Source organism: Streptomyces sp. NPDC088810 (assembly GCF_044750305.1).
GTDB lineage: Bacteria > Actinomycetota > Actinomycetes > Streptomycetales > Streptomycetaceae > Streptomyces.
Genome location: NZ_JBIVJQ010000002.1, coordinates 849320 through 870947 on the forward strand (window position 1 = coordinate 849320; position 21628 = coordinate 870947).

The 21628-nt window shown below is 70.7% G+C and carries 10 protein-coding genes and 1 pseudogene; 5 read left to right on the forward strand and 6 right to left on the reverse strand.

Features of this window, described 5'->3' with window-relative positions; genetic code table 11:
- Positions 1 to 7 precede the first annotated feature (7 nt).
- A complete protein-coding gene (locus ACIP4Y_RS10340) occupies positions 8 to 943 on the reverse strand; it encodes a sugar ABC transporter permease (protein WP_358641592.1) in 936 nt (311 codons plus the stop codon).
- Between the two features lie 80 nt (positions 944 to 1023).
- On the reverse strand, positions 1024 to 2466 hold the full coding sequence (ngcE, locus tag ACIP4Y_RS10345; protein ID WP_401390380.1) for an N-acetylglucosamine/diacetylchitobiose ABC transporter substrate-binding protein: 1443 nt from the start codon (positions 2464 to 2466) through the stop codon (positions 1024 to 1026).
- A gap of 342 nt (positions 2467 to 2808) precedes the next feature.
- Here ngcE and ACIP4Y_RS10350 point away from each other — a divergent pair, with 342 nt between their 5' ends.
- Entirely contained in the window at positions 2809 to 6612 is a 3804-nt protein-coding gene (locus ACIP4Y_RS10350; RefSeq protein ID WP_401390383.1) for a GH92 family glycosyl hydrolase, read from the forward strand.
- A gap of 58 nt (positions 6613 to 6670) precedes the next feature.
- On the opposite strand, the gene ACIP4Y_RS10355 is transcribed toward ACIP4Y_RS10350, so the two are convergent.
- The gene (locus ACIP4Y_RS10355; RefSeq protein ID WP_401390386.1) at positions 6671 to 9940 is read right to left on the reverse strand and encodes a GH92 family glycosyl hydrolase; all 3270 of its coding nucleotides are present in this window, start codon (positions 9938 to 9940) and stop codon (positions 6671 to 6673) included.
- A gap of 334 nt (positions 9941 to 10274) precedes the next feature.
- A pseudogene (locus ACIP4Y_RS10360) lies at positions 10275 to 11189 on the reverse strand (lytic polysaccharide monooxygenase).
- Between the two features lie 224 nt (positions 11190 to 11413).
- Between ACIP4Y_RS10360 and ACIP4Y_RS10365 the strand changes: the two are divergent.
- The 4 genes from ACIP4Y_RS10365 (at position 11414) to ACIP4Y_RS10380 (ending at position 16937) form a co-directional block, all read left to right on the forward strand.
- Positions 11414 to 11767: a J domain-containing protein gene (locus ACIP4Y_RS10365; protein ID WP_401390389.1), complete on the forward strand. Its 354-nt coding sequence runs from the start codon at positions 11414 to 11416 to the stop codon at positions 11765 to 11767.
- Positions 11768 to 11788: 21 nt separating this feature from the next.
- Positions 11789 to 13663, forward strand: coding sequence for a molecular chaperone DnaK (gene dnaK, locus ACIP4Y_RS10370; protein ID WP_401390392.1), 1875 nt, complete (start codon positions 11789 to 11791; stop codon positions 13661 to 13663).
- A 2-nt stretch (positions 13664 to 13665) separates the two neighbouring features.
- A complete protein-coding gene (grpE, locus tag ACIP4Y_RS10375; RefSeq protein ID WP_401390395.1) occupies positions 13666 to 14115 on the forward strand; it encodes a nucleotide exchange factor GrpE in 450 nt (149 codons plus the stop codon).
- A 128-nt stretch (positions 14116 to 14243) separates the two neighbouring features.
- On the forward strand, positions 14244 to 16937 hold the full coding sequence (locus tag ACIP4Y_RS10380; RefSeq protein ID WP_401390398.1) for a SpoIIE family protein phosphatase: 2694 nt from the start codon (positions 14244 to 14246) through the stop codon (positions 16935 to 16937).
- Positions 16938 to 17894: 957 nt separating this feature from the next.
- On the opposite strand, the gene ACIP4Y_RS10385 is transcribed toward ACIP4Y_RS10380, so the two are convergent.
- The gene (locus ACIP4Y_RS10385) at positions 17895 to 20690 is read right to left on the reverse strand and encodes an aconitate hydratase (protein ID WP_401390401.1); all 2796 of its coding nucleotides are present in this window, start codon (positions 20688 to 20690) and stop codon (positions 17895 to 17897) included.
- Between the two features lie 188 nt (positions 20691 to 20878).
- A complete protein-coding gene (locus ACIP4Y_RS10390) occupies positions 20879 to 21622 on the reverse strand; it encodes a hypothetical protein (RefSeq protein WP_401390404.1) in 744 nt (247 codons plus the stop codon).
- Positions 21623 to 21628 lie beyond the last annotated feature (6 nt).

A 21628-nucleotide genomic window follows, 5' to 3' on the forward strand; every position in this document is an offset into this window, starting at 1 on the left:
GCTCCGCTCAGAACTCGATGCGCTCGCGGCGGGTGGCGCGCAGCGTGACCACGGACAGGACCAGCGTGAGCAGCAGCATGACCACGCCCATGGCGCAGGCGTAACCGCTCTTGCCGTAATAGAGGAAGTTCCGCATCATCACCGTCGACATCACGTCGCTGTGGTGGTCGGGGCCGCCGCCGTACGCGCCCATGTTCTGGGTCATCGAGGAGACCAGTACGAACATGTCCATGGCGACGATGCCGAGGTAGACCCAGGCGGTCTGCACCGAGTCCCACAGCAGCGGCAGGGTGATGCGGAAGAAGGACTGGTTGCGGCTCGCTCCGTCGATCAGGGCGGCCTCGTAGATGTCGCGCGGGATGGACTGCATGGCGGCCGAGAACAGCACCAGGTAGAAGCCGACGCCGTGCCACACCACGACGAGCAGCAGCGCCCACAGCACCATGTTCGGCTCGTTGAGCCATTCCACGGGGTTGTCGGCGTCGACCAGGCCGAGCTTGATCAGCAGGCCGTTGAGCAGACCGCCGCCGTCGCTGCGGTACACCGCGTTGAACAGCACCGCGAGGATGGCCAGCGACAGCACCTGCGGGAAGAAGTAGAGGATCTTGTAGAACTTCGCGCCGGCGACTCCCTGCACCCCGCCGGCCCGGCCGCGCCCGCCCGCGTTCAGCATGAAGGCGAAGAACAGGGCGAGCAGGATCGTGATCACCGGGATGAAGATCAGGAAGAGGATGTTGTGCCAGATGGCCTCCAGGAAGACGTCGTCCTGGAACAGCTTCCTGTAATTGTCCAGACCAACGAAGCGGAAGGTCTGCGACTGCCCCTTCCAGTCGGTCAGCGAATAGCCGAACGTCTGGAGGTACGGCCAGATCACGAAGATCACATAAAGCGCCACGGGAACGAGGAGAAACCCCGCGACGAACCGGTACTGCCCTTTGCGCATGGCCTTTTCCTGCCCTGTATGTATAGCGTCCCCGCAGGGGCGCGGGGAACCGCCCCGCACCCCTACGGCGGCCTGCGAAGCTAATCCCGGTGGTTCTTCTTAGATGCGGGGTCCTTGGCCTGCTTGTCCACCGCCGCCTGACACCTCTTCAGCCACTCCTTCGGCTGAATGCGCTTGGACATCAGCTCGTTGGACGCGGCCTCGATGGCGGTCCCCATCTCGCCGTACCACTCGGTGTACAGGTAACGGAAGGTGTTGTCACCGGCCGCCTTGGACGCCTCGACCGTGGACTGCGTACCCGGCCGCAGCCGGACGCTCGGATCGACGCCGTCCTTCAGGATCGTCAGCGAGTTGGCCTGCTTGGCGAAGAGCGTCGACCACTCCTTGGAGAGCATGCGCCGCATGAACTCCTTCGCCGCCGGCAGGTTCTTCGCCTTCGCCGGGATGACGAAGGGCTCGCCCGAGCCGGCCCGGATCGCCTCGAAGGGCAGCTTGCTGCCGGGCAGCAGCGGCATCGGCAGGAACTTCATGTCGAAGTCGGTCGGCGTCTGCTTGAGCTGCTCGTTCTCCAGCCAGGAGCCGGAGGTGATGAACACGGCCTTGTACTGGTTCCAGCGGGTCTGCGACTCGGTGTGGGTCAGGCCGTTCGTACCGGGCATCAGATAGCCCTTCTCGACCACCTCGTAGATCGCCTCGATGGCCTCCTGGGCCGCCTCGGAGCCGACGAACGCCTTGGGGTCGAGGTTGTCGATCGCCTTCATGGCGTCCAGGCCGCCCTTCTTGGCGATCAGGTCCATGATGGCGACGTTGATGTAGTACGGGTACTTGCCCTGGTGGGCGAGGCCGCCGATGCCCTGCGACTTGGCGTCCTTGCAGATGGCGAGGAAGTCGGCCCAGGTCTTGGGCTCCTCCCAGCCCTTCTCCTTGAAGAGCTTGCCGGAGTACCACAGCCCCCACACCGTGTAGATGTAGTTCAGGGCGACGATCTTGCCCTCCTGCAGGCCCGGGTCGAGCGTGCCGGGGATCAGGGTGTCGCGGACCTTCTTGGCGGGGTCGTCCACCGAGGGCGCGTCCAGCACCTCGGCGAGGTCCAGCAGCTGCCCGTTCTTGTAGAGGACATCGATGTTGATCTTCTGGGCGCCGGAGTCGTCCACGATGTCCGGCGGGTTGCCCGCGTTGAAGCGCGGCTGGAGCTTGCCGGTGATCTCCTGGGTGCCGGTGTGGGTGGAGGTGACGCCGAGCTTCTTGCCGAAGTCGGCCTCCCACGCCTTGGCGTAATCGTCGCCGTAGCCGCCCTTGAAGACGACGACGTCGAGCTTGCTGCCCTTCTTGGCGCCGAACGGGTTGTCCTTGGACGTCTTTCCCTTGGTGCCGCCCTCCCCCGAGTCGCCGTCCCCTCCGCCGCTGGCGCAGGCGGACAGCAGGCCCATTCCGGGGGCGGCGACCAGGCCGAGCGCCGCGGACCGCTTGATCAGATCACGACGGCCCACACCTTCGGCATCGTGGTGCGCAGTGGATCCCATGCTCAAGTCCTCGCCTTCTCCAGGACTCAGGCGGTGAACCGGATCCTCCCCGGCACCGCTGTCGGGTAGTGCTGGGTCGTGCTGGAAACGCCGACAGGTATAGTCCACTTCCCGCCGACGGAGCAAGATCGAATGCACGGTTCGCGTTGGGTCTTTTCCGAGTTGAGACCTCGCGGAAATATGACGCCCCGACGGAGGGCCCCGCGGAAAAAGTCGCGACATAACTCCCTGAATGCCACAGTCAACACCCTTGACATCACCGGCCACTTGACCACCTACTGGTTCCTGCGCCCGTAGCTGACAACGTTGTCCAAAGGGGGGCGCAGGAGGGGAAGTCCTTAGATGCAGCGGAGAACGCGGCACAGATGGGCTCCGGCGGCCGTCCTCACGGCCGTCTTTGTCATGGCCGTCGGCGCGCAGGGCGCCGCGGTCGCCCTGCCCGCCAAGGCCTCAGCGGCCGACCGGGAGTTCGCATCCTCGTTCGAGGCGGGCGATCCGGCGCCGGACTGGCTGAACACCGTCGACACCGGACCGGGCGGCGGCAAGCGCGCCTCGGGCGTCGACGGCGGCTACAGCACCGGCATTCCGGGCAATGTCACCGACCATGTCACCGAAGTCCGGGCCAGCGCCGAGAACACCGGCGCCGGCGAGGTCAAGGAGAACCTCGTCGACGGCGAGCCCGGCACCAAGTGGCTGACCTTCGAGCCCACCGGCTGGGTGGAGTTCGACCTGGACAAGCCCATCAAGATAGCGACGTACGCGCTCACCTCGGCCAACGACTACGCCGAGCGTGACCCCGCGGACTGGACCCTCGAGGGCTCGGCCGACGGCAAGGACTGGAAGACGGTCGACACCCGCTCGGGCGAGACCTTCGCCGAGCGGTTCCGGACGAAGTCGTACGACCTCGCCGAACCGGCGGAGTACCAGTACTTCCGGCTGGAGGTGACGAGGAACGCCGGCGCCCCGGGCATCCTGCAGCTGGCCGATGTCCAGTTGTCCACCGGAGGCGGCGGCGGGCCGGTGCCTCAGGACATGCTGACCCTGGTCGACAAGGGACCGAGCGGCTCCCCGACCGCCAAGGCGCGGGCCGGGTTCACCGGAAAGCGGGCCCTGCGCTACGCCGGCCGGCACACGGCGGGCGGCCGGGCCTACTCGTACAACAAGGTCTTCGACGTGAACGTGAAGGTGGGCGGCGACACCCAGCTGTCGTACCGCATCTTCCCGTCGATGGCCGACGGCGACCGCGACTACGACGCCACGAACGTCTCCGTCGACCTGGCCTTCACCGACGGCACCTACCTCAGCGGCCTGGGCGCCCTGGACCAGCACGGCTTCCCGCTCTCCCCGCGCGGGCAGGGCGCGTCGAAGGCCCTGTACGTCAACCAGTGGAACAACGTGGCCGCACGGATCGGCTCGGTGGCGGCCGGCAGGACCGTCGACCGGATCCTGGTGGCGTACGACTCTCCCGACGGACCGGCGAAGTTCCGCGGCTGGCTGGACGACGTGACCCTGAAGCCGGTGGCGCCCGAGAAGCCCAAGGCGCATCTGTCGGACTACGCGCTGACCACCCGGGGCACCAACTCCAGCGGCAGCTTCTCGCGGGGCAACGACTTCCCGGCGACGGCCCTGCCGCACGGCTTCAACTTCTGGACACCGGTGACCAACGCGTCCTCGCTCAGCTGGCTGTACGAGTACGCACGTGCGAACAACGCCGACAACCTGCCGACGATCCAGGCGTTCAGCGCGAGCCACGAGCCGAGCCCGTGGATGGGCGACCGGCAGACCTTCCAGCTGATGCCGTCGGCCGCGTCCGGCACCCCCGACACCGGCCGTGAGACGCGGGAGCTGCCCTTCCGGCACGAGAACGAGACCGCGCGGCCGTACTACTACGGCGTGCGGTTCGAAAACGGTCTCCAGGCCGAGATGACCCCGACCGACCACGCGGCCGTGCTCCGTTTCACCTACCCCGGCGACAACGCGAACGTGCTGTTCGACAACGTCACCGAGCAGGCCGGCCTCACGCTCGACAAGGAGCACGGGATCGTCACCGGCTACTCGGACGTGAAGTCGGGCCTGTCCACGGGTGCCACCCGGCTGTTCCTGTACGGCGAGTTCGACAAGCCGGTCACCGAGGGCGCGTCGAGCGGGGTGAAGGGGTACCTGCGGTTCGACGCGGGCGCCGACCGGACCGTCACGCTGCGCCTGGCGACCTCGCTCATCGGCATCGACCAGGCCAAGGACAACCTGCGCCGGGAGATCCCGGACGGCACCTCCTTCGACGCGGTCGAGGCGCGGGCCCAGCGGGCCTGGGACAAGGTGCTCGGCAAGGTCGAGGTGGAGGGGGCGACCCCGGACCAGCTGACCACGCTGTACTCCGGTCTGTACCGGCTGTACCTGTACCCGAACTCCGGCTTCGAGCAGGTCGACGGCAAGGACCGGTACGCCTCGCCGTTCTCCCCGATGCCGGGTCCGGACACCCCGACGCACACCGGCGCGAAGATCGTCGACGGCAGGGTGTACGTGAACAACGGCTTCTGGGACACCTACCGGACCACCTGGCCGGCGTACTCGTTCCTGACGCCGTCGCAGGCGGGCGAGATGGTCGACGGGTTCGTGCAGCAGTACAAGGACGGCGGCTGGACCTCGCGCTGGTCCTCCCCCGGCTACGCCGACCTGATGACCGGCACCTCCTCGGACGTGGCGTTCGCCGACGCCTACGTCAAGGGCGTGAAGTTCGACGCGAAGGCGGCGTACGACGCGGCCGTGAAGAACGCGACCGTCGTCCCGCCGATGTCGGGCGTGGGCCGCAAGGGCATGACCACCTCGCCCTTCCTCGGCTACACCTCGACCGACACGCACGAGGGCCTTTCGTGGGCGATGGAGGGCTACGTCAACGACTACGGCATCGCGAGGATGGGCGAGGCGTTGTACAGGAAGACCGGCGAGAAGCGCTACCGGGAGGAGTCGGAGTACTTCCTCAACCGGGCCCGGGACTATGTGAACCTCTTCGACGCCAAGGCGGGCTTCTTCCAGGGCCGCGATGCCAAGGGCGACTGGCGCGTGGACTCCGCGAAGTACGACCCGCGCGTGTGGGGCTACGACTACACGGAGACCAACGGCTGGGGCTACGCCTTCACCGCCCCGCAGGACAGCCGGGGCCTGGCCAACCTGTACGGCGGCCGGCAGGGCCTCGCCGACAAGCTCGACGAGTACTTCGCCACCCCGGAGACGGCCTCCCCCGACCACGTCGGCTCCTACGGCGGTGTCATCCACGAGATGACCGAGGCGCGGGACGTCCGGATGGGCATGTACGGCCACTCCAACCAGGTCGCGCATCACGTCATCTACATGTACGACGCGGCCGGCGAGCCCTGGAAGGCGCAGGCGTACGTCCGTGAGGCGCTCTCCCGGCTCTACACCGGCAGCGAGATCGGGCAGGGCTACCACGGCGACGAGGACAACGGCGAGCAGTCGGCCTGGTACCTCTTCTCCGCGCTCGGCTTCTACCCGCTGGTCATGGGCAGCGGCGAGTACTCCATCGGCTCCCCGCTGTTCAAGCAGGTCACCGTGCACCTGGAGAACGGCCGGGACCTGGTGGTGCGGGCACCGAGGAACAGCGCGAAGAACGTCTACGTCCAGGGTGTCATGGTCAACGGCCGTCCCTGGAAGTCGACCTCGCTTCCGCACTCGCTACTCGCCAAGGGCGGGGTGCTGGACTTCTTCATGGGTCCGAAGCCGTCGGCGTGGGGCACGGGCAAGGACGCGGGCCCGGTCTCCGTCACCGAGGACGACAAGGTGCCGGCGCCCCGCGCGGACGTCCTGGAGGGTGACGGTCCGCTCTTCGACGACACCTCGGCGACGAGCGCGACGGTCGGTTCGGCGGACCTGCCGGCCGAGGGCGCGGTGCGGCCGGTCCAGTACACGCTGACCTCGGGCGCGGACCGCACGAAGGCGCCGACCGGGTGGACCCTCCAGGGCTCCACCGACGGCACCACCTGGCACACCCTGGACCACCGCTCCGGCCAAACATTCACGTGGGACCGCCAGACCCGCGCCTTCACCATCACGGCACCGGGCACGTACCCGCGGTACCGCCTGGTCCTGGACGCGGAGTCGACCCTGGCGGAGGTGGAACTGCTGGCCTGACCCGGGGAACCGGAAGGGGGCGGACCCAGGCGGGCCCGCCCCCGCTCCGTGTCCGGGCTCAGCCCGTCGCGAGGGTGAAGACGTGCAGGTCCGTGTTGCGCGGGAGGGTGACGCTCTCGATCTGCTTGCCGGCCGGGGCCCGGTACGGCTTGGTGGCGAAGACGTACGTCGCCACCGGGTCCTTGCCGGCGCCGGCGACGTTGCGGTACGCGGTCTTGGCGACGACCTCGTTGCCGTACTGGACGGTGCCGCCTCCGCCGCCCACGGTCCAGTCGGTGAAGGACAGGTCGACGGTGTCGGTGGTGCCGTCGGTGTAGGTGACGGTCGCCCGGGCCTGCTGGTTGCCGTTGACCGCGCTGCCGACGAAGGACAACGCGCCCGCCGGGGCGCCCGGTCGGATGGTCTGGCCGGACGCCGAGACGTTGTCGGGACGGCCGGCCGGCGAACCGGGCCAGGTGAAGGCGAGGCCGTCGGCCGTGGCCTGCTCGCCCGGGGTGAGGCCGGCCGCCGCGAGCGCCTGCCGGGAGTAGCTCCAGCCGCCGCCGTCGTAGTCGGCCTCGTCGTGCTCGCCGTCGTCGTCGGAGACCCCGGTGTTGTTGTAGGCGGCGAGCAGGGTGCCCGGTGCGGCCACGGTGAGCGCCACGGGCTGCTCGTACGAGGAACCGCCCGAGGTCACCGTGACCTTGACGTCGGCGAAGCCCTGCTCGGCGTCCTCGGCGGCGGTGAGGGTGATCTGCCGGGCGCCGTCGGTGACCGTGCCCTCGGCGGGCGCGGCCGTCACCCCGGCCGGGGTCTGCACCCGGAAGTGCACCTCGGGACCGCTGCCGCCGGTCAGCGACAGCGCGCGGATGCCAATCGTCGTGCGGTCACCGGGGGCGAGGGTGGCCGTGGTGGGCCCGACACCGATCTGGTACGGCTGTTCGCCCTCCCGGAAGGAGGGCGGCGGGCTGTCCGCGCCCCAGCCGCGGTCCGGGGTGGCGGACAGGGTGTAGTCGAGCCGGCCGCCGTCCCGTACGAAGGACGCGGGCAGCCACGGGCGGTCGCTGGTGCGGCCGTTCACCTTCAGGGAGCGCACGTACGGCGCGTCGGCCGCCGCTCCGGCGGCCCGGACCGAGATGTCGTCGCCGTGCGGCCGGTCGATCTCGATCCGCTCGAACAGCGGCGAGGCGAGGACCAGTTCGGCGCGGGACGGCACCTGCGGGTACATGCCGAGGGCGGAGAAGACGTACCAGGCGGACATCGCGCCGAGGTCGTCGTTGCCCGGGATGCCGCCGGGCTCGGTGGACCACAGCTGCCGCATCGCCGCGCGGACGGTCTGCTGCGTCTTGTAGGGGGCGCCCGCGTAGGCGTACAGGTAGGGGACGTTGATCGACGGCTCGTTGTCCAGTTCGGACTTGGTGCCGCCGTGGCCGGTGAAGGCCCAGCCGCCGTCGGCGTCGTGGAAGAAGTCGTCCAGCCGGGCGAGCGCCTTGTCCCGGCCGCCCAGCGCGGCGAAGAGGCCCGCCGGGTCGTGCGGGACCATCCAGGTGTACTGGGCGGCCGATCCCTCGACGAACCCGTTGCCGGTGTCCGGCGTGAAGCCGGTGACCCAGCTGCCGTCGGCCTTGCGGTTGGCGACGTAGCCGCCGTCCGGCGCGGCCGCGATGTTGAAGTTGTTCTGCCACCACTGGGCGCGGCGGGTGAAGCGGGCCGCCGTGTCCTTCTGTCCTGCTGCTCGGGCGAGCTGGGAGATCGCGAAGTCCGCGGTGGACATCTCCAGGGTCTCGGCGGCACCGCCCCAGGCGTTGGAGACGGACGGCATGTAGTGCAGGTCGAGGTACTTGTCGAGGGACGGGCGCTGGCCCGCCGACAGCACCGGTTTGCCGGCCGGGGACAGGTCCTGCGGTGTCGGGACGGTCGCCGCCCGCACGAGGGACTTCAGGGCGCCTTCGAGGTCGAAGTCCGTGCCGCCGAAGGCGTGGATGCCGGCCAGTGCCGTCGGCGAGGGGTCGCCGTTCATGACGTGGGTGCCGTTCGCCCCGTGCAGCCAGCGGTCCCACACGCCGCCGTTCTGCCGGGCCAGCTCGTACAGGGACTGCGCGATGTCCGAGCCGGTGCGCGGGTCGAGCAGCGTCAGCAGCTGGACCTGGTCCCGGTAGACGTCCCAGCCGGAGAAGGTGCCGTACTGGGCCTGCCGGCGGCCGTCGACCGTGTGCACGCGGCCGTCGGCGCCCCGGTACCTGCCGTCGGCGTCGCTGATGACGTTCGGGTGCAGCAGCGCGTGGTAGAGCGCGGTGTAGAAGGTGGTGCGCTCGGCGTCCGTGCCGCCGCCGACCCGGACGGCCCCGAGCCGCTCCCGCCAGGCCCGCCGGGCCGCCTCCCGGACCGCGTCGAAGGACCGCCCCGGCGGGTTCTCGGCGGCCAGGTTGGCCGCGGCGGCCTCCCGGCTGACGTAGGAGATGCCGACCTTGACGTTCACCGGGCCGTCACCGGGCGCGAACTGGACGTATCCGCCGGCGCCCTTCCCGGCGACCGGCCGCCCGCCGTGCGTGAAGCCGCCGGTGCCGCCGGAGGTCTCCAGGGAGCCGGGGTCGAGCCGGTCGTCGTGCCAGGTGCCGGTGGCCTGGAAGGCGCGGTCGAAGCGGGCGGTGAAGTAGAGCGTGTAGTAGGCGCGTTGGCCCTCGGGGTCGAGGTAGCCGCAGAAGTTGCCGGAGGTGACCGAGCCGGAGACGGTCCGGGTGTCCGGGTCGATCGTGATCGTCGAGTCCGCCGAGCCCACCTCGGAGTTGGCGGTGCGCACGAGCAGGGAGGCGGGCTTGCCGGCCGGGTAGGTGAAGCGGGCCGAGCCGGTGCGCGCGGTGGCGGTGAGGTCGGCGGTGACGCCGGAGGCCAGGCCGGCCCTGTAGTGGCCGGGCTCGGCGGTCTCGTCGGCGTGCCGGAAGTCGGAGGCGTAGACGGCGTCCTTGGTGTCGCTCGCCGGGGAGGAGGTGACCTCGCCGGCGTACGGGAAGAACGGGATGTCACCGCTGCCGCCCGCGCATCCGGTGCCGGACATGTGGGTGAGGCTGAAGCCGCGGATGCGGGTGGCGTCGTACTGGTAGCCGCCCGGGGCAGCGGTTCTGGTCGCGTCGCCGCGGGTGTTCTCCGGGCTCCAGGAGAGCATGCCGAACGGCAGGACGGCGCCGGGGAAGACGTCGCCGCCGTTCCTGGTGCCGATCAGCGGATCGACGTACGGGGTGGGGTCCTTGACGAGGACGGGGGAAGCGGCGGTCGCCGCCAGGGCGGGGGTTGCGGTGCCGCCGGTCGCGAGGAGCGCGGCCAGCAGCAGGGACGCGGGTCTCAAACGCATGACGCGGCCCTTCCTCCTAACGGACGGGTCGCGCACCACAGGTCGCACAAGCCGCAGGGACAGTAGCGTGTGCCACCGGTACCACGGAAGACCGCGTACGCGCCGTCGGGCGCGCGCCGGTATCACCCGGTCGGGCTAACCAAGTGGCTTGACATCGTTGTCGGTTCAGGCGGTAGAGTCATGTACAGACCATATGACAACGATGTCGCGCGGCCAGTCGCCGCACAAGCCACGCACTTCGCAGGCCATTTCCCTCCGGGCAGGTAACCCACCCCCCTCACCTGCCCGGCTCGCGGACCCGGTGCGCACAGCCACCGGGTCCGCCCAGAGCGGCTCAACCGACCTGACACGCGAGGGCGGTGGCGCTGTCGCCGCCGTCGCCCTGGACGGTGTAGCCGAACGTCGCCGACCGACCCGGGCTCAACGAGCCGTTCCAGCCGGCGTTGTGAACCATGACGTCCTGTCCGGTGTAGGTGGCGTTGCCGTTCCGGAGGTCGGCCACCTGCCGGCCGCCCGGCAGGGTCCAGTCGACCATCCAGCCGAGCATCGGCACGTCACCGCTGCTGGTCACCGTCACCTCGGACTGGTAGCCGCCGGGCCAGCTGCCGGTCGGGCGCCGGGGGCGGTGCAGGTGCCGGGCGGCGGCTCGGCGGGGTTGCCGGGGTCGTGGACGCCGGTCACCTTTCCGTTGCCGCCGTCGAACACGACGTCGGAGCAGGAGTAGAAGGTCTCCGCGCGGTCCGAGCGCTGCCACACCATGTGGATGATGTGCCGCCCCGACTTGCCCGCCGGGAGGGTGCCGGACCAGGAGTAGTGGCGTTGCAGGAGAAGCCGACCGTGGCGCCCGCGGTCAGGTGGGTCACCGGCCAGTCGTCCCGGGCCAGGTCGAAGCCCGTGAGGTTGGGATTGCCACCGCTGCACAACCGGCCGTCCGGCACGAAGCCGCGGGTGCGGCCGACGCCGTCGGAGCGGAGCACCGAGAACCAGTTGTAGAACGGCGTGGTCCCGCCGGTCTGCTGGGCCGCCTTGCAGGCCGGTTGACGGCCGTGATCTCGCCGGTGTCGGTGAGCGCGTCCTGCCAGCACAGGAAGGTACGGCTGCCCGGCTTCACGGGAGTGCCGTGGGCCGAGGCCGGGCCGCCGGCGGCGAGCATGAGGCCGAGGGCGGGCAGGGCGGTGAGCAGGGCCAGGGCGATCAACAGGAGGGAAGGGGCTTGGTCGTCATAGACATGACACTCGAGGACCTCCATGGAGGCTGGGTGCATCCGGGGAAGGAGTGGCGGGTGGGAGCGCTCTCACCCGTTGTCCTGGAAGCTGGTGCCCGGCACCGTAGGTGTTAACGCCCGTGCGAGGCAGGACCGGCGACCGGGTGGGCCGGAGGCACGCTTGACAAGGGTCAACTCAAGTTTTATTCCGAAGGTGAGGTAAGCCGGGTCCGGAGTCACGGCTGGTCGCGGGTGAGGAGGTGACCCGGATGGAGGAGCCGGACCTGTACGCCGTGCTGGGCGTACCGCCCTCGGCCGCGGTCGGGGCGATCACCTCGGCCTTCCGCCGCAGGGCCCGGGAGCTGCGCCCCGACACCCGGGTCGACGCGGTCACCGCCGCCCGGTTCGGTGAGGTGCGGGCGGCGTACGAGACGCTGCGCGACCCGGTGCGGCGCGCGGCCTACGACCAGGCGTACGAGCGGTCGGACCGCCCGGCCGGCGGGACGGGCCGGCCGCTCCGCCGGTACCTCGTCGTACTGGGCGTCACGGCTCCCGAGCCGCCGCTGCGCGCAGGGCCGGTGCACTGGGAACCCGGTGGGTCACACGTGCGGCGCACGGGGTGAGGACGAGGAGGGAGAACGCAGATGGCGCGTCCGGTCGGTATCGACCTCGGTACGACGAACTCGGTGGTCTCGGTCCTGGAGGGCGGCGAGCCCACGGTCATCACGAACACGGAAGGCGCACGGACCACACCGTCGGTCGTGGCCTTCGCCAAGAACGGCGAGGTGCTGGTCGGCGAGGTCGCCAAGCGGCAGGCAGTGACGAACGTGGAGCGCACCGCGCGCTCGGTCAAGCGGCACGTGGGCGACCACGCCTGGCGGTTCCCCGACCAGGGGGACATCGACGGCAAGCGGTACACGGCGCAGGAGATCTCCGCGCGCGTGCTGCAGAAGCTGAAGCGGGACGCGGAGGCGTACCTCGGCGAGGACGTCACCGACGCGGTGATCACCGTGCCCGCCTACTTCGACGACGCCCAGCGGCAGGCCACCAAGGAGGCCGGTGAGATCGCGGGCCTGAACGTCCTGCGGATCATCAACGAGCCGACGGCGGCGGCGCTGGCGTACGGGCTGGACAAGGAGAACGACCAGACGGTCCTCGTCTTCGACCTGGGCGGCGGCACCTTCGACGTGTCGCTGCTGGAGATGGGCGAGGGCGTCATCGAGGTGAAGGCCACCAACGGCGACACCCGCCTCGGCGGCGACGACTGGGACCAGCGGGTCGTGGACCACCTGGTCCAGCAGTTCAAGAACAACTACGGCGTCGACCTGGCCAAGGACAAGATGGCCGTGCAGCGGCTGCGGGAGGCGGCGGAGCGGGCGAAGATCGAGCTGTCGTCGTCCAGCGAGACCTCGATCAACCTGCCGTACATCACCGCGTCCGCGGAGGGTCCGCTGCACCTGGACGAGAAGCTGACGCGGGCCCAGTTCCAGCAGCTGACGGCGGATCTGCTGGAGCGCTGCAAGGCACCGTTCCACAACGCGGTCAAGGACGCCGGGATCAAGATCTCCGACATCGACCACGTGGTCATGGTGGGCGGTTCGACGCGGATGCCGGCCGTGACGGAGCTGGTGAAGGAGCTGACGGGCAAGGAGCCGCACAAGGGCGTCAACCCGGACGAGGTGGTGGCCGTCGGCGCCTCCCTGCAGGCCGGTGTGCTCAAGGGCGAGGTCAAGGACGTCCTGCTGCTCGACGTCACCCCGCTGTCCCTCGGCATCGAGACCAAGGGCGGCATCATGACCAAGCTGATCGAGCGCAACACCACGATCCCGACCCGGCGTTCGGAGATCTTCACGACGGCCGAGGACAACCAGCCCTCGGTGACCGTGCAGGTCTACCAGGGCGAGCGGGAGATCGCCGCGTACAACAAGAAGCTCGGCATGTTCGAGCTGACCGGCATCGCGCCCGCCCCGCGCGGGGTGCCGCAGATCGAGGTGGCCTTCGACATCGACGCCAACGGCATCATGCACGTCTCGGCGAAGGACCTCGGCACCGGCAAGGAACAGAAGATGACGGTGACCGGTGGTTCGGCGCTGCCCCGGGACGACATCGACCGGATGGTCCGGGAGGCGGAGCAGCACGCGGAGGAGGACCGCAACCGCCGGGAGGCCGCGGAGACGCGCAACCAGGCCGAACAGCTCGTGTACTCCACCGAGAAGCTGATCAAGGACAACGCGGACAGGATCCCGGCCGACGCGAAGTCCGAGACCGAGACGGCGCTGGCCGAGCTGAAGGAGAAGCTCAAGTCGGAGGACACGGCGGCGATCCGGCAGGCCCTCGACCATGCCGCGCAGGCCGCGCAGAAGATCGGTACGGCGCTGTACGAGCGGTCGCGGACCGAGCAGGCCGCGCAGCCCGGTGCCGGCGGCACGACGGCCTCCGGCGGCACGACGGCCTCCGGCGGGGACGACGAGGTGGTGGACGCCGAGATCGTCGACGACGACAAGCCGGAGGCGGGCTGACCATGGACGGGGCGCGGACGCCGAGCACGGGTGAGGTGGAGCGCCTGCTCCAGGAGCGCACCGCCGATCTGCAGAGGGTCAAGGCGGAGTACGACAACTACCGCAAGCGGGTGCGGCGGGACCGCATGGCCGTGCGCGAGATCGCCGTCGCCAACGTGCTGACCGCGCTGCTGCCGGTGGTGGACGCCGTGGACCGGGCGTGCGCGCACGAGCCCCTCACGCCCGGTCTGAAGGACATCGCCGACACACTGCGCACGCAGCTGGGCTCACTGGGGCTCCAGGCGTTCGGGGAGGAGGGCGAGCCGTTCGACCCGGCGCGCCACGAGGCGGTGGTGCACCATGCGGCCCCGGGCGCCGAGCGGCTGGTCTGCGCGGAGGTCCTGCGCGCCGGCTACCGGATCGGAGACCGGCTGCTGCGGCCCGCGCACGTAGCGGTCAGCGGGCCACCATGACCCCCCGGCGCGGTGCGGCGGCGCGGGGGCGCGGGCGGGCCGCTGGGCCCGCCGGTGCCGGTCCGGATGTGTCCACCCCGTGGACGGACCATAGCCACGCAGAAAACACCAGTGCTACAAATACGGTCATGTCGGACGCATCTGTCCGATACAGGCGTCTCACATGGCGCACTGTGATCGGCAAGATTCCCCGGAGCGTCGCCGGACAGGTCTTCCTGCTCCAGGTCGCGCTGGTGGTGCTGCTCGTCCTGTGCGCCGTCCTCGCTCTCGTCCTGCAGTCGAAGCGGGACACCACCGCCGAGGCCAGGCACCGGTCCATCGCCGTGGCGCAGACCTTCGCCCACGCCCCGGGCCTGCTCGAGGCGCTGCGGTCCCCCGAGCCGTCCCGGATCCTGCAGCCGCTGGCCGAGGCCGGGCGCAAGTCCGCGGGGGTCGACTTCATCGTGGTCATGGACACCCACGGCATCCGCTACACCCATCCGCTGCCCGGCAAGATCGGCCGACGGTTCGTGGGCACCATCGAGCCGTCGCTGGCCGGCAAGGTGTACACCGAGAGCGTGCACGGCCCGCTGGGCCACGAGGTGCAGGCCATCGTGCCCGTGGACGACAGCCGCGGCAGGGTGGTCGCGCTGGTCTCCGCCGGGCTGAAGGTCAAGAACGTCACCAGTGAGCTGGACCGGCAGCTGCCGATCATCCTGGCCGCCGGGGCCGGCGCGCTCCTGGTGTCGACCGGCGGCACGGCCCTGGTGGGGCGCCGGCTGCGGCGGCAGACGCACAGCCTGGCGCCGGACGAGATGAGCCGCATGTACCAGCACCACGACACCGTGCTGCACTCGGTTCGGGAGGGCGTGCTCATCATCGGGGCCGACGGCCGGCTGCTGCTCGTCAACGACGAGGCCCGGCGCCTGCTGGAGCTGCCCGCCGACGCCGAGGGACGCGTGGTGCGGGAGCTGCCGGATCTGGACCCGGCGACGATGGAGCTGCTCGCCTCCGGGCGGCCGGCCAGCGACGAGCTGCACTTCGCCAAGGGCCGCCTGCTGGCGGTCAACCAGCGGCCCACCGACCGCGCCGGCGGACCCGGCGGCACCGTCGTGACGCTGCGCGACTCCACCGAGCTGCAGGCGGTGTCCGGCCGCGCCGAGACCGCCCGGGAGCGGCTGGAGCTGCTGTACGACGCGGGCCTGTGCATCGGCAGCACGCTGGACGTGATGCGCACCGCCGACGAGCTGGCGCGGGTCGCCGTCCCGCGGTTCGCCGACTTCATCACCGTCGACCTGGCCGATGCCGTCCTGCACGGCGAGGAGCCGGCTCCGACGGCCACGGACATGCGGCGGGTCGCCGTCACCGGTATCCGGGACGACCACCCGCTCTACGAGCAGGGCCGGCTGATCGACTTCCTGCCCTCCACCCCGCAGGCCCGCAGTTACGGCGCCGGCCGCTCGGAGCTGGTGACCGACCTGGCGGCCGCCGAGGGCTGGCGGGCCCAGGACCCGGAGCGGACCCGGCAGATCCTGGACTTCGGGATCCACTCGCTCATCTCCGCGCCCATCCGGGCGCGCGGTGTCGTGCTGGGCATGGCCAACTTCTGGCGCTCCAAACGGGAGCCGTTCGACGTGGACGAGCTGTCCCTGGCGGAGGAGCTGGTGGCCCGGGCCGCGGTCAGCATCGACAACGCCCGCCGCTACACCCGCGAGCACGCCCTCGCGGTCACCCTGCAGCGCAGTCTGCTGCCCCGGGCGCTGCCCGAGCAGAGCGCGCTGGACGTCGGCTACCGCTATCTGCCGGCGCAGTCGGGGGTGAGCGGCGACTGGTTCGACGTGATCCCGCTGCCGGGCGGCCGGGTGGCGCTGGCCGTCGGCGACGTGGTGGGGCACGGTCTGCACGCCGCCGCGACGATGGGCCGGCTGCGGACCGCGGTGCACAACTTCACCACCCTGGACCTGCCGCCGGACGAACTGCTCCAGCATCTGGACGACCTGGTCGGCCGCCTCGACCAGGACGAGGCCTGCCCCGAGACGGCCGGGCAGATCGTCGGCGCCACCTGCCTGTACGCGATCTACGACCCGGTGACGCGCCGGTGTGTCATGGCCCGGGCCGGGCATCCGGCGCCCGCGCTGGTCCACCCCGACGGCAGCGTCACCTTCCCCGAGCTGCCGGCCGGGCCGCCGCTGGGCCTGGGCGGCCTGCCGTTCCGCACGGCCGAGATGGAGCTGGCCGAGGGCAGCCAGCTCGTCCTGTACACCGACGGTCTGATCGAGGACCGTACGCGGGACCTGGACGAGGGCATGGAGCTGCTGCGCCGGGCCCTGGCCGGCCATCCCGGCCGGTCGCCGGAGGAGAGCTGCCGGGCGGTGCTGGAGCAGCTGCTGCCCGAGCGGCCCGGGGACGACGTCGCGCTGCTCGTCGCGCGCACCCGGGTGCTGCCGGCCGACCGGGTCGCCGACTGGGACGTGCCGCGCGATCCGGCCGCCGTGTCGGGGATGCGCGGCGCGGTCTCCGCCCAGCTGGCCGAGTGGGGGCTGTCCGAGCTGGGCTTCGGCATGGAACTCGTGCTGAGCGAGCTGATCACCAACGCCATCCGGTACGGCTCCGACCCGGTCCACGTCCGGCTGATCAACGACCGCACGCTGATCTGCGAGGTGGCCGACGGCAGCAGCACCTCGCCGCACCTGCGGTACGCCGCGACGACCGACGAGGGCGGCCGGGGCCTGTTCCTGGTCTCACAGCTGGCCGAGCGCTGGGGCACCCGGTACACCCCGCACGGCAAGGTGATCTGGGCGGAACTGGCAATACCGGACCTCTCGAAGCTGCTGAGCGACTGAGGAGCCCCGGGGGCGGCCCCGACGGTGAGGCCGCTCACGGGACGACGGGATCCAATCCGGCCGCGGTGCCGGCGCGGGACGACGGGGGTCCGGTCGCGGCCTGCGGTACCGACGCGGAGACCACTCACGGAACGGTCGGTGCCCGGTCGCGGCTGCGGTGCCGACGCGGGGGGCTCGGGACGGCAGGGGTGCGGTCCGGCCGCAGTACCGGCACGGAGCCGGTCGCAAGACGGCCGGGGGGTCCCATCCGGGGCCGGTCCGGCCGCAGTGTCGGCGCGGAGGCCGCTCAGGGGAACGGCGGGGGCCCGGTCCCGGCCGCGATACCGACGCGGGGACCACTCACGGGACGACGGGAGGTCCGGTCCGGCTGCGGTGCCGACGCGGAGACCACAAACAGAACGGCGGGGGCCCGGTCCCGGCCTGCGGTGCCGACGCGGGGGGTCTCGGGACGGCAGCGGTCCGGTCCGGCCGCAGTACCGGCACGGAGCCGGTCGCAAGACGGCCCGGGGGTCCCATCCGGGGCCGGTCCGACCGCAGTACCGGCGCGGAGGCCGCTCAGAGGACGGCGGGGGCCCGGTCCCGGCCGCGATACCGACGCGGGGACCACTCACGGGACGACGGGAGGTCCGGTCCGGCTGCGGTGCCGACGCGGGGCCGCTCGCGGGACGGCGGGGGCCGGTCGCGGCTGCGGTAGCGACGCGGGGGTCTCGGGACGGCGAGGGCCCGGTCCGGCCGCAGCACCGGCACGAAGCCGGTCGCAAGACGGCCGGGGGGCCGATCCGGGGCCGGTCCCGCCGCGGGGAAGGCGGCTCGCTGTGTTGGCGCGGGGGCGGTGGGGTCCGGGTCCGCCGCGGGAGGGCGGCCGTGGACTCGGTACGGCCCGGCTCGGCGTGCCGTCGGCCGAGGGCCGCACCCCCGGTGTCGGGGATGCGGCCCTCGGCTGCTGGGCGCTGCCGCTTACTTGCGGATCAGGTTGCGCAGCACGTACTGCATGATGCCGCCGTTGCGGTAGTAGTCGGCCTCACCGGGGGTGTCGATGCGGACGACCGCGTCGAACTCGACACCGGTGTCGGTGGTGACCTTGACCGTGCGCGGCGTGGTGCCGTCGTTCAGCTCGGTGACGCCGGTGATGGAGAAGGTCTCCTCGCCGGTCAGACCGAGGGACTCGGCCGAGGCACCCTCCGGGAACTGCAGCGGCAGGACGCCCATGCCGATGAGGTTCGAGCGGTGGATGCGCTCGTACGACTCGGCGATGACGGCCTTGACGCCGAGGAGCGCGGTGCCCTTGGCCGCCCAGTCGCGGGACGAACCGGAGCCGTACTCCTTGCCGGCCAGGACGACCAGCGGGATCCCGGCGGCCTGGTAGTTCTGCGAGGCGTCGTAGATGAAGGAGACCGGGCCGCCCTCCTGCGTGAAGTCACGCGTGTAGCCGCCCTCGGTGCCCGGCGCGATCTGGTTGCGCAGGCGGATGTTGGCGAACGTACCGCGGATCATGACCTCGTGGTTGCCGCGGCGCGAGCCGTAGCTGTTGAAGTCACGACGCTCCACACCGTGCTCGGTGAGGTACTTGCCGGCCGGGGTGTCGGCCTTGATCGCACCGGCCGGGGAGATGTGGTCGGTGGTGACCGAGTCGCCCAGCTTGGCGAGCACGCGGGCGCCGGCGATGTCCTCCACCGGGGCCGGCTCCATGCCCATGCCCTCGAAGTACGGGGGCTTGCGGACGTAGGTGGACTCGGCGTCCCACTCGAAGGTGTTGCCGGTCGGGACCGGGAGGGACTGCCACTGGGCGTCGCCGGCGAAGACGTCCCGGTAGGACTTGGAGAACATGTCCTCGCCGATGGCGTTGGCGACGACCTCGTTGACCTCGGCCTCGGACGGCCAGATGTCCTTCAGGAAGACCTCGTTGCCGTCCTGGTCGGTGCCCAGGGCGTCACGGGTGATGTCCACCTTCATGGAGCCCGCGAGGGCGTACGCGACGACCAGCGGCGGGGACGCCAGGTAGTTCATCTTGACGTCGGGGTTGATGCGGCCCTCGAAGTTCCGGTTGCCGGAGAGGACCGAGGTGACCGCGAGGTCGTTGTCGTTGACGGCCTTGGAGACCTCCTCCGGCAGCGGGCCGGAGTTGCCGATGCAGGTGGTGCAGCCGTAGCCGACGAGGTTGAAGCCGACCTTGTCGAGGTACGGGGTCAGACCCGCCTTCTCGAAGTAGTCGGTGACGACCTTGGAGCCCGGGGCGAGAGTGGTCTTGACCCACGGCTTGCGGGTCAGGCCCTTCTCGACCGCCTTCTTGGCCACCAGGGCGGCGGCGACCATGACGTACGGGTTGGAGGTGTTGGTGCAGGAGGTGATGGCCGCGACCGTCACCGCACCGTGGTCCAGCTCGTACGACGTGCCGTCGGGGGCGGTCACGGTGACCGGGTTGGACGGGACGGCGCCCGTGCCCTCACCGTGCTGCGGGGCGCCGGCGCCGTTCTCCTGGTGGCCGTAGGCCGGGGCGTCGGAGGCCGGGAAGGACTCGGCGCTGGCCTCGTCGACCGGGGAGGCGGCGGCGTCCGGGGTCTGCGCGACGGGCGCCTCGACGTAGTTGAGGACGTCCTTGGCGAACTGCTGTGCGGCCTCGGCGAGGACGATGCGGTCCTGCGGGCGCTTCGGGCCGGCGATGGACGGGACGACCGTGGACAGGTCCAGCTCGAGCTTCTCGGAGAAGTCCGGCTCGGCCTTCGGGTCCAGCCACAGGCCCTGCTGCTTGGCGTAGGCCTCGACCAGGGCGACCTGCTGCTCGGAGCGGCCGGTCAGGCGCAGGTAGTTCAGGGTCTCGTCGTCGATCGGGAAGATCGCGGCGGTGGAGCCGAACTCCGGCGACATGTTGCCGATGGTGGCGCGGTTGGCGAGCGAGGTGGCGGCGACGCCCTCACCGTAGAACTCGACGAACTTGCCGACCACACCGTGCTTGCGGAGCATCTCGGTGATGGTGAGCACGAGGTCGGTGGCGGTGGTGCCGGGCTGCAGCTCGCCGGTGAGCTTGAAGCCGACGACGCGCGGGATGAGCATGGAGACCGGCTGGCCGAGCATGGCGGCCTCGGCCTCGATGCCGCCGACGCCCCAGCCGAGGACGCCGAGGCCGTTGACCATGGTGGTGTGCGAGTCGGTGCCGACCAGGGTGTCCGGGTAGGCCTTGCCGTCGCGGACCATCACGACCCGGGCCAGGTGCTCGATGTTCACCTGGTGGACGATGCCGGTGCCCGGGGGGACGACCTTGAACTCGTCGAAGGCGGTCTGGCCCCAGCGCAGGAACTGGTAGCGCTCCTTGTTGCGGCCGTACTCCAGCTCGACGTTCTGCCTGAAGGCGTCGTTCGTGCCGAACTTGTCGGCGATGACGGAGTGGTCGATGACCAGCTCGGCCGGCGCCAGCGGGTTGATCTTGGCCGGGTCGCCGCCCAGCTCCTTCACGGCCTCCCGCATGGTCGCGAGGTCCACGACACAGGGCACGCCGGTGAAGTCCTGCATGATCACGCGAGCCGGCGTGAACTGGATCTCCTGGCTGGGCTGGGCCTGGGAGTCCCAGCCGCCGAGGGCGCGGATGTGGTCGGCGGTGATGTTCGCGCCGTCCTCCGTGCGGAGCAGGTTCTCCAGCAGGACCTTGAGGCTGTACGGCAGGCGGGCCGAGCCCTCCACCTTGTCCAGCCGGAAGATCTCGTACGACTCGTCGCCCACCTGCAGCGTGCTGCGGGCGTCGAAGCTGTTCGCCGACACGACAGTCTCCTTCATTGATGTGCGCGTACCACCGTCAATCGTGCCGCCACGCCGGCTTGGCCGAACCAGTGAGGTCAGGCTAAGTTAGGCATGCCTTACTGGAGTGGCGGGCTACGGTGCGCCTCGGCAGATATCTCGATGTCGAGATAACTCTAGTACATGGGCGCTGGATGGTCATGCCCCACCGCCTACCAGTCCGCTTCGGCGTCGGTCTTGGCCGGTCCGGTGACGCCCACGTGCCCGTGGTCGCCGTAGACGGAGGACCGCCAGCGGGCGAACGCCTTGGCCGTGCGGTCGGCGTCCTCCTGCTCCATCACCCCGTAGGTCACCCGGACCCAGGCCTCCGTACGGTCGGTGCCCTCGGGGTTGCGGACGTAGACGCTCAGCACGTGGCCGGCCATGGCGGCGTCCGCCTTCCGGCCGTCCGCCTTCAGGTACGCCCGGAAGTCGCGGGCCATGGGGAACCAGCGGTGCGGGCCGGCCGTCGCCCCGCAGGGCGGGCCCGGGTCGTCGGTCGTGGTGTCCGGACCGCCGTCACCCTGGTCGTCGGTGGTGAGGTCTGGACCGCCACCCCCCTGGTCGTCACTCGTGAGATCCGGGCCACCATCCCCCTGGTCGTCACTCGTGAGATCCGGGCCACCATCCCCCTGGTCATCGCTCGTGAGATCCGGGCCGCCATCCCCTTGGTCATCGCTCGTGAGATCCGGGCCGCCATCCCCTTGGTCGTCACTCGTGGTGTCCGGGATTTCCCGGTCGTCGTCGGCCGTGTCCTCGCCCTGGCACTGGTCGTCGCTCGTCTCCTCCGTCGCGGACGATCCCGCCGCGGACGCGCCGGCCGCCGGTTCGCCCGCACGCTCCGTGCCGCACGAGGTCAGCACGGAGCAGAACACGAGCGCGACGGCGACCGGGAGGTGCCGCATCCTGATGTTCATGTGTGT

Bases quoted from the DNA above. Each gene is read 5' to 3' on its own strand.
- ACIP4Y_RS10340 (WP_358641592.1), bottom strand. From the start codon at position 943: ATGCGCAAAGGGCAGTACCGGTTCGTCGCGGGGTTTCTCCTCGTTCCC.
- ngcE (WP_401390380.1), bottom strand. From the start codon at position 2,466: ATGGGATCCACTGCGCACCACGATGCCGAAGGTGTGGGCCGTCGTGAT.
- ACIP4Y_RS10350 (WP_401390383.1), top strand. From the start codon at position 2,809: ATGCAGCGGAGAACGCGGCACAGATGGGCTCCGGCGGCCGTCCTCACG.
- ACIP4Y_RS10355 (WP_401390386.1), bottom strand. From the start codon at position 9,940: ATGCGTTTGAGACCCGCGTCCCTGCTGCTGGCCGCGCTCCTCGCGACC.
- ACIP4Y_RS10365 (WP_401390389.1), top strand. From the start codon at position 11,414: ATGGAGGAGCCGGACCTGTACGCCGTGCTGGGCGTACCGCCCTCGGCC.
- dnaK (WP_401390392.1), top strand. From the start codon at position 11,789: ATGGCGCGTCCGGTCGGTATCGACCTCGGTACGACGAACTCGGTGGTC.
- grpE (WP_401390395.1), top strand. From the start codon at position 13,666: ATGGACGGGGCGCGGACGCCGAGCACGGGTGAGGTGGAGCGCCTGCTC.
- ACIP4Y_RS10380 (WP_401390398.1), top strand. From the start codon at position 14,244: ATGTCGGACGCATCTGTCCGATACAGGCGTCTCACATGGCGCACTGTG.
- ACIP4Y_RS10390 (WP_401390404.1), bottom strand. From the start codon at position 21,622: ATGAACATCAGGATGCGGCACCTCCCGGTCGCCGTCGCGCTCGTGTTC.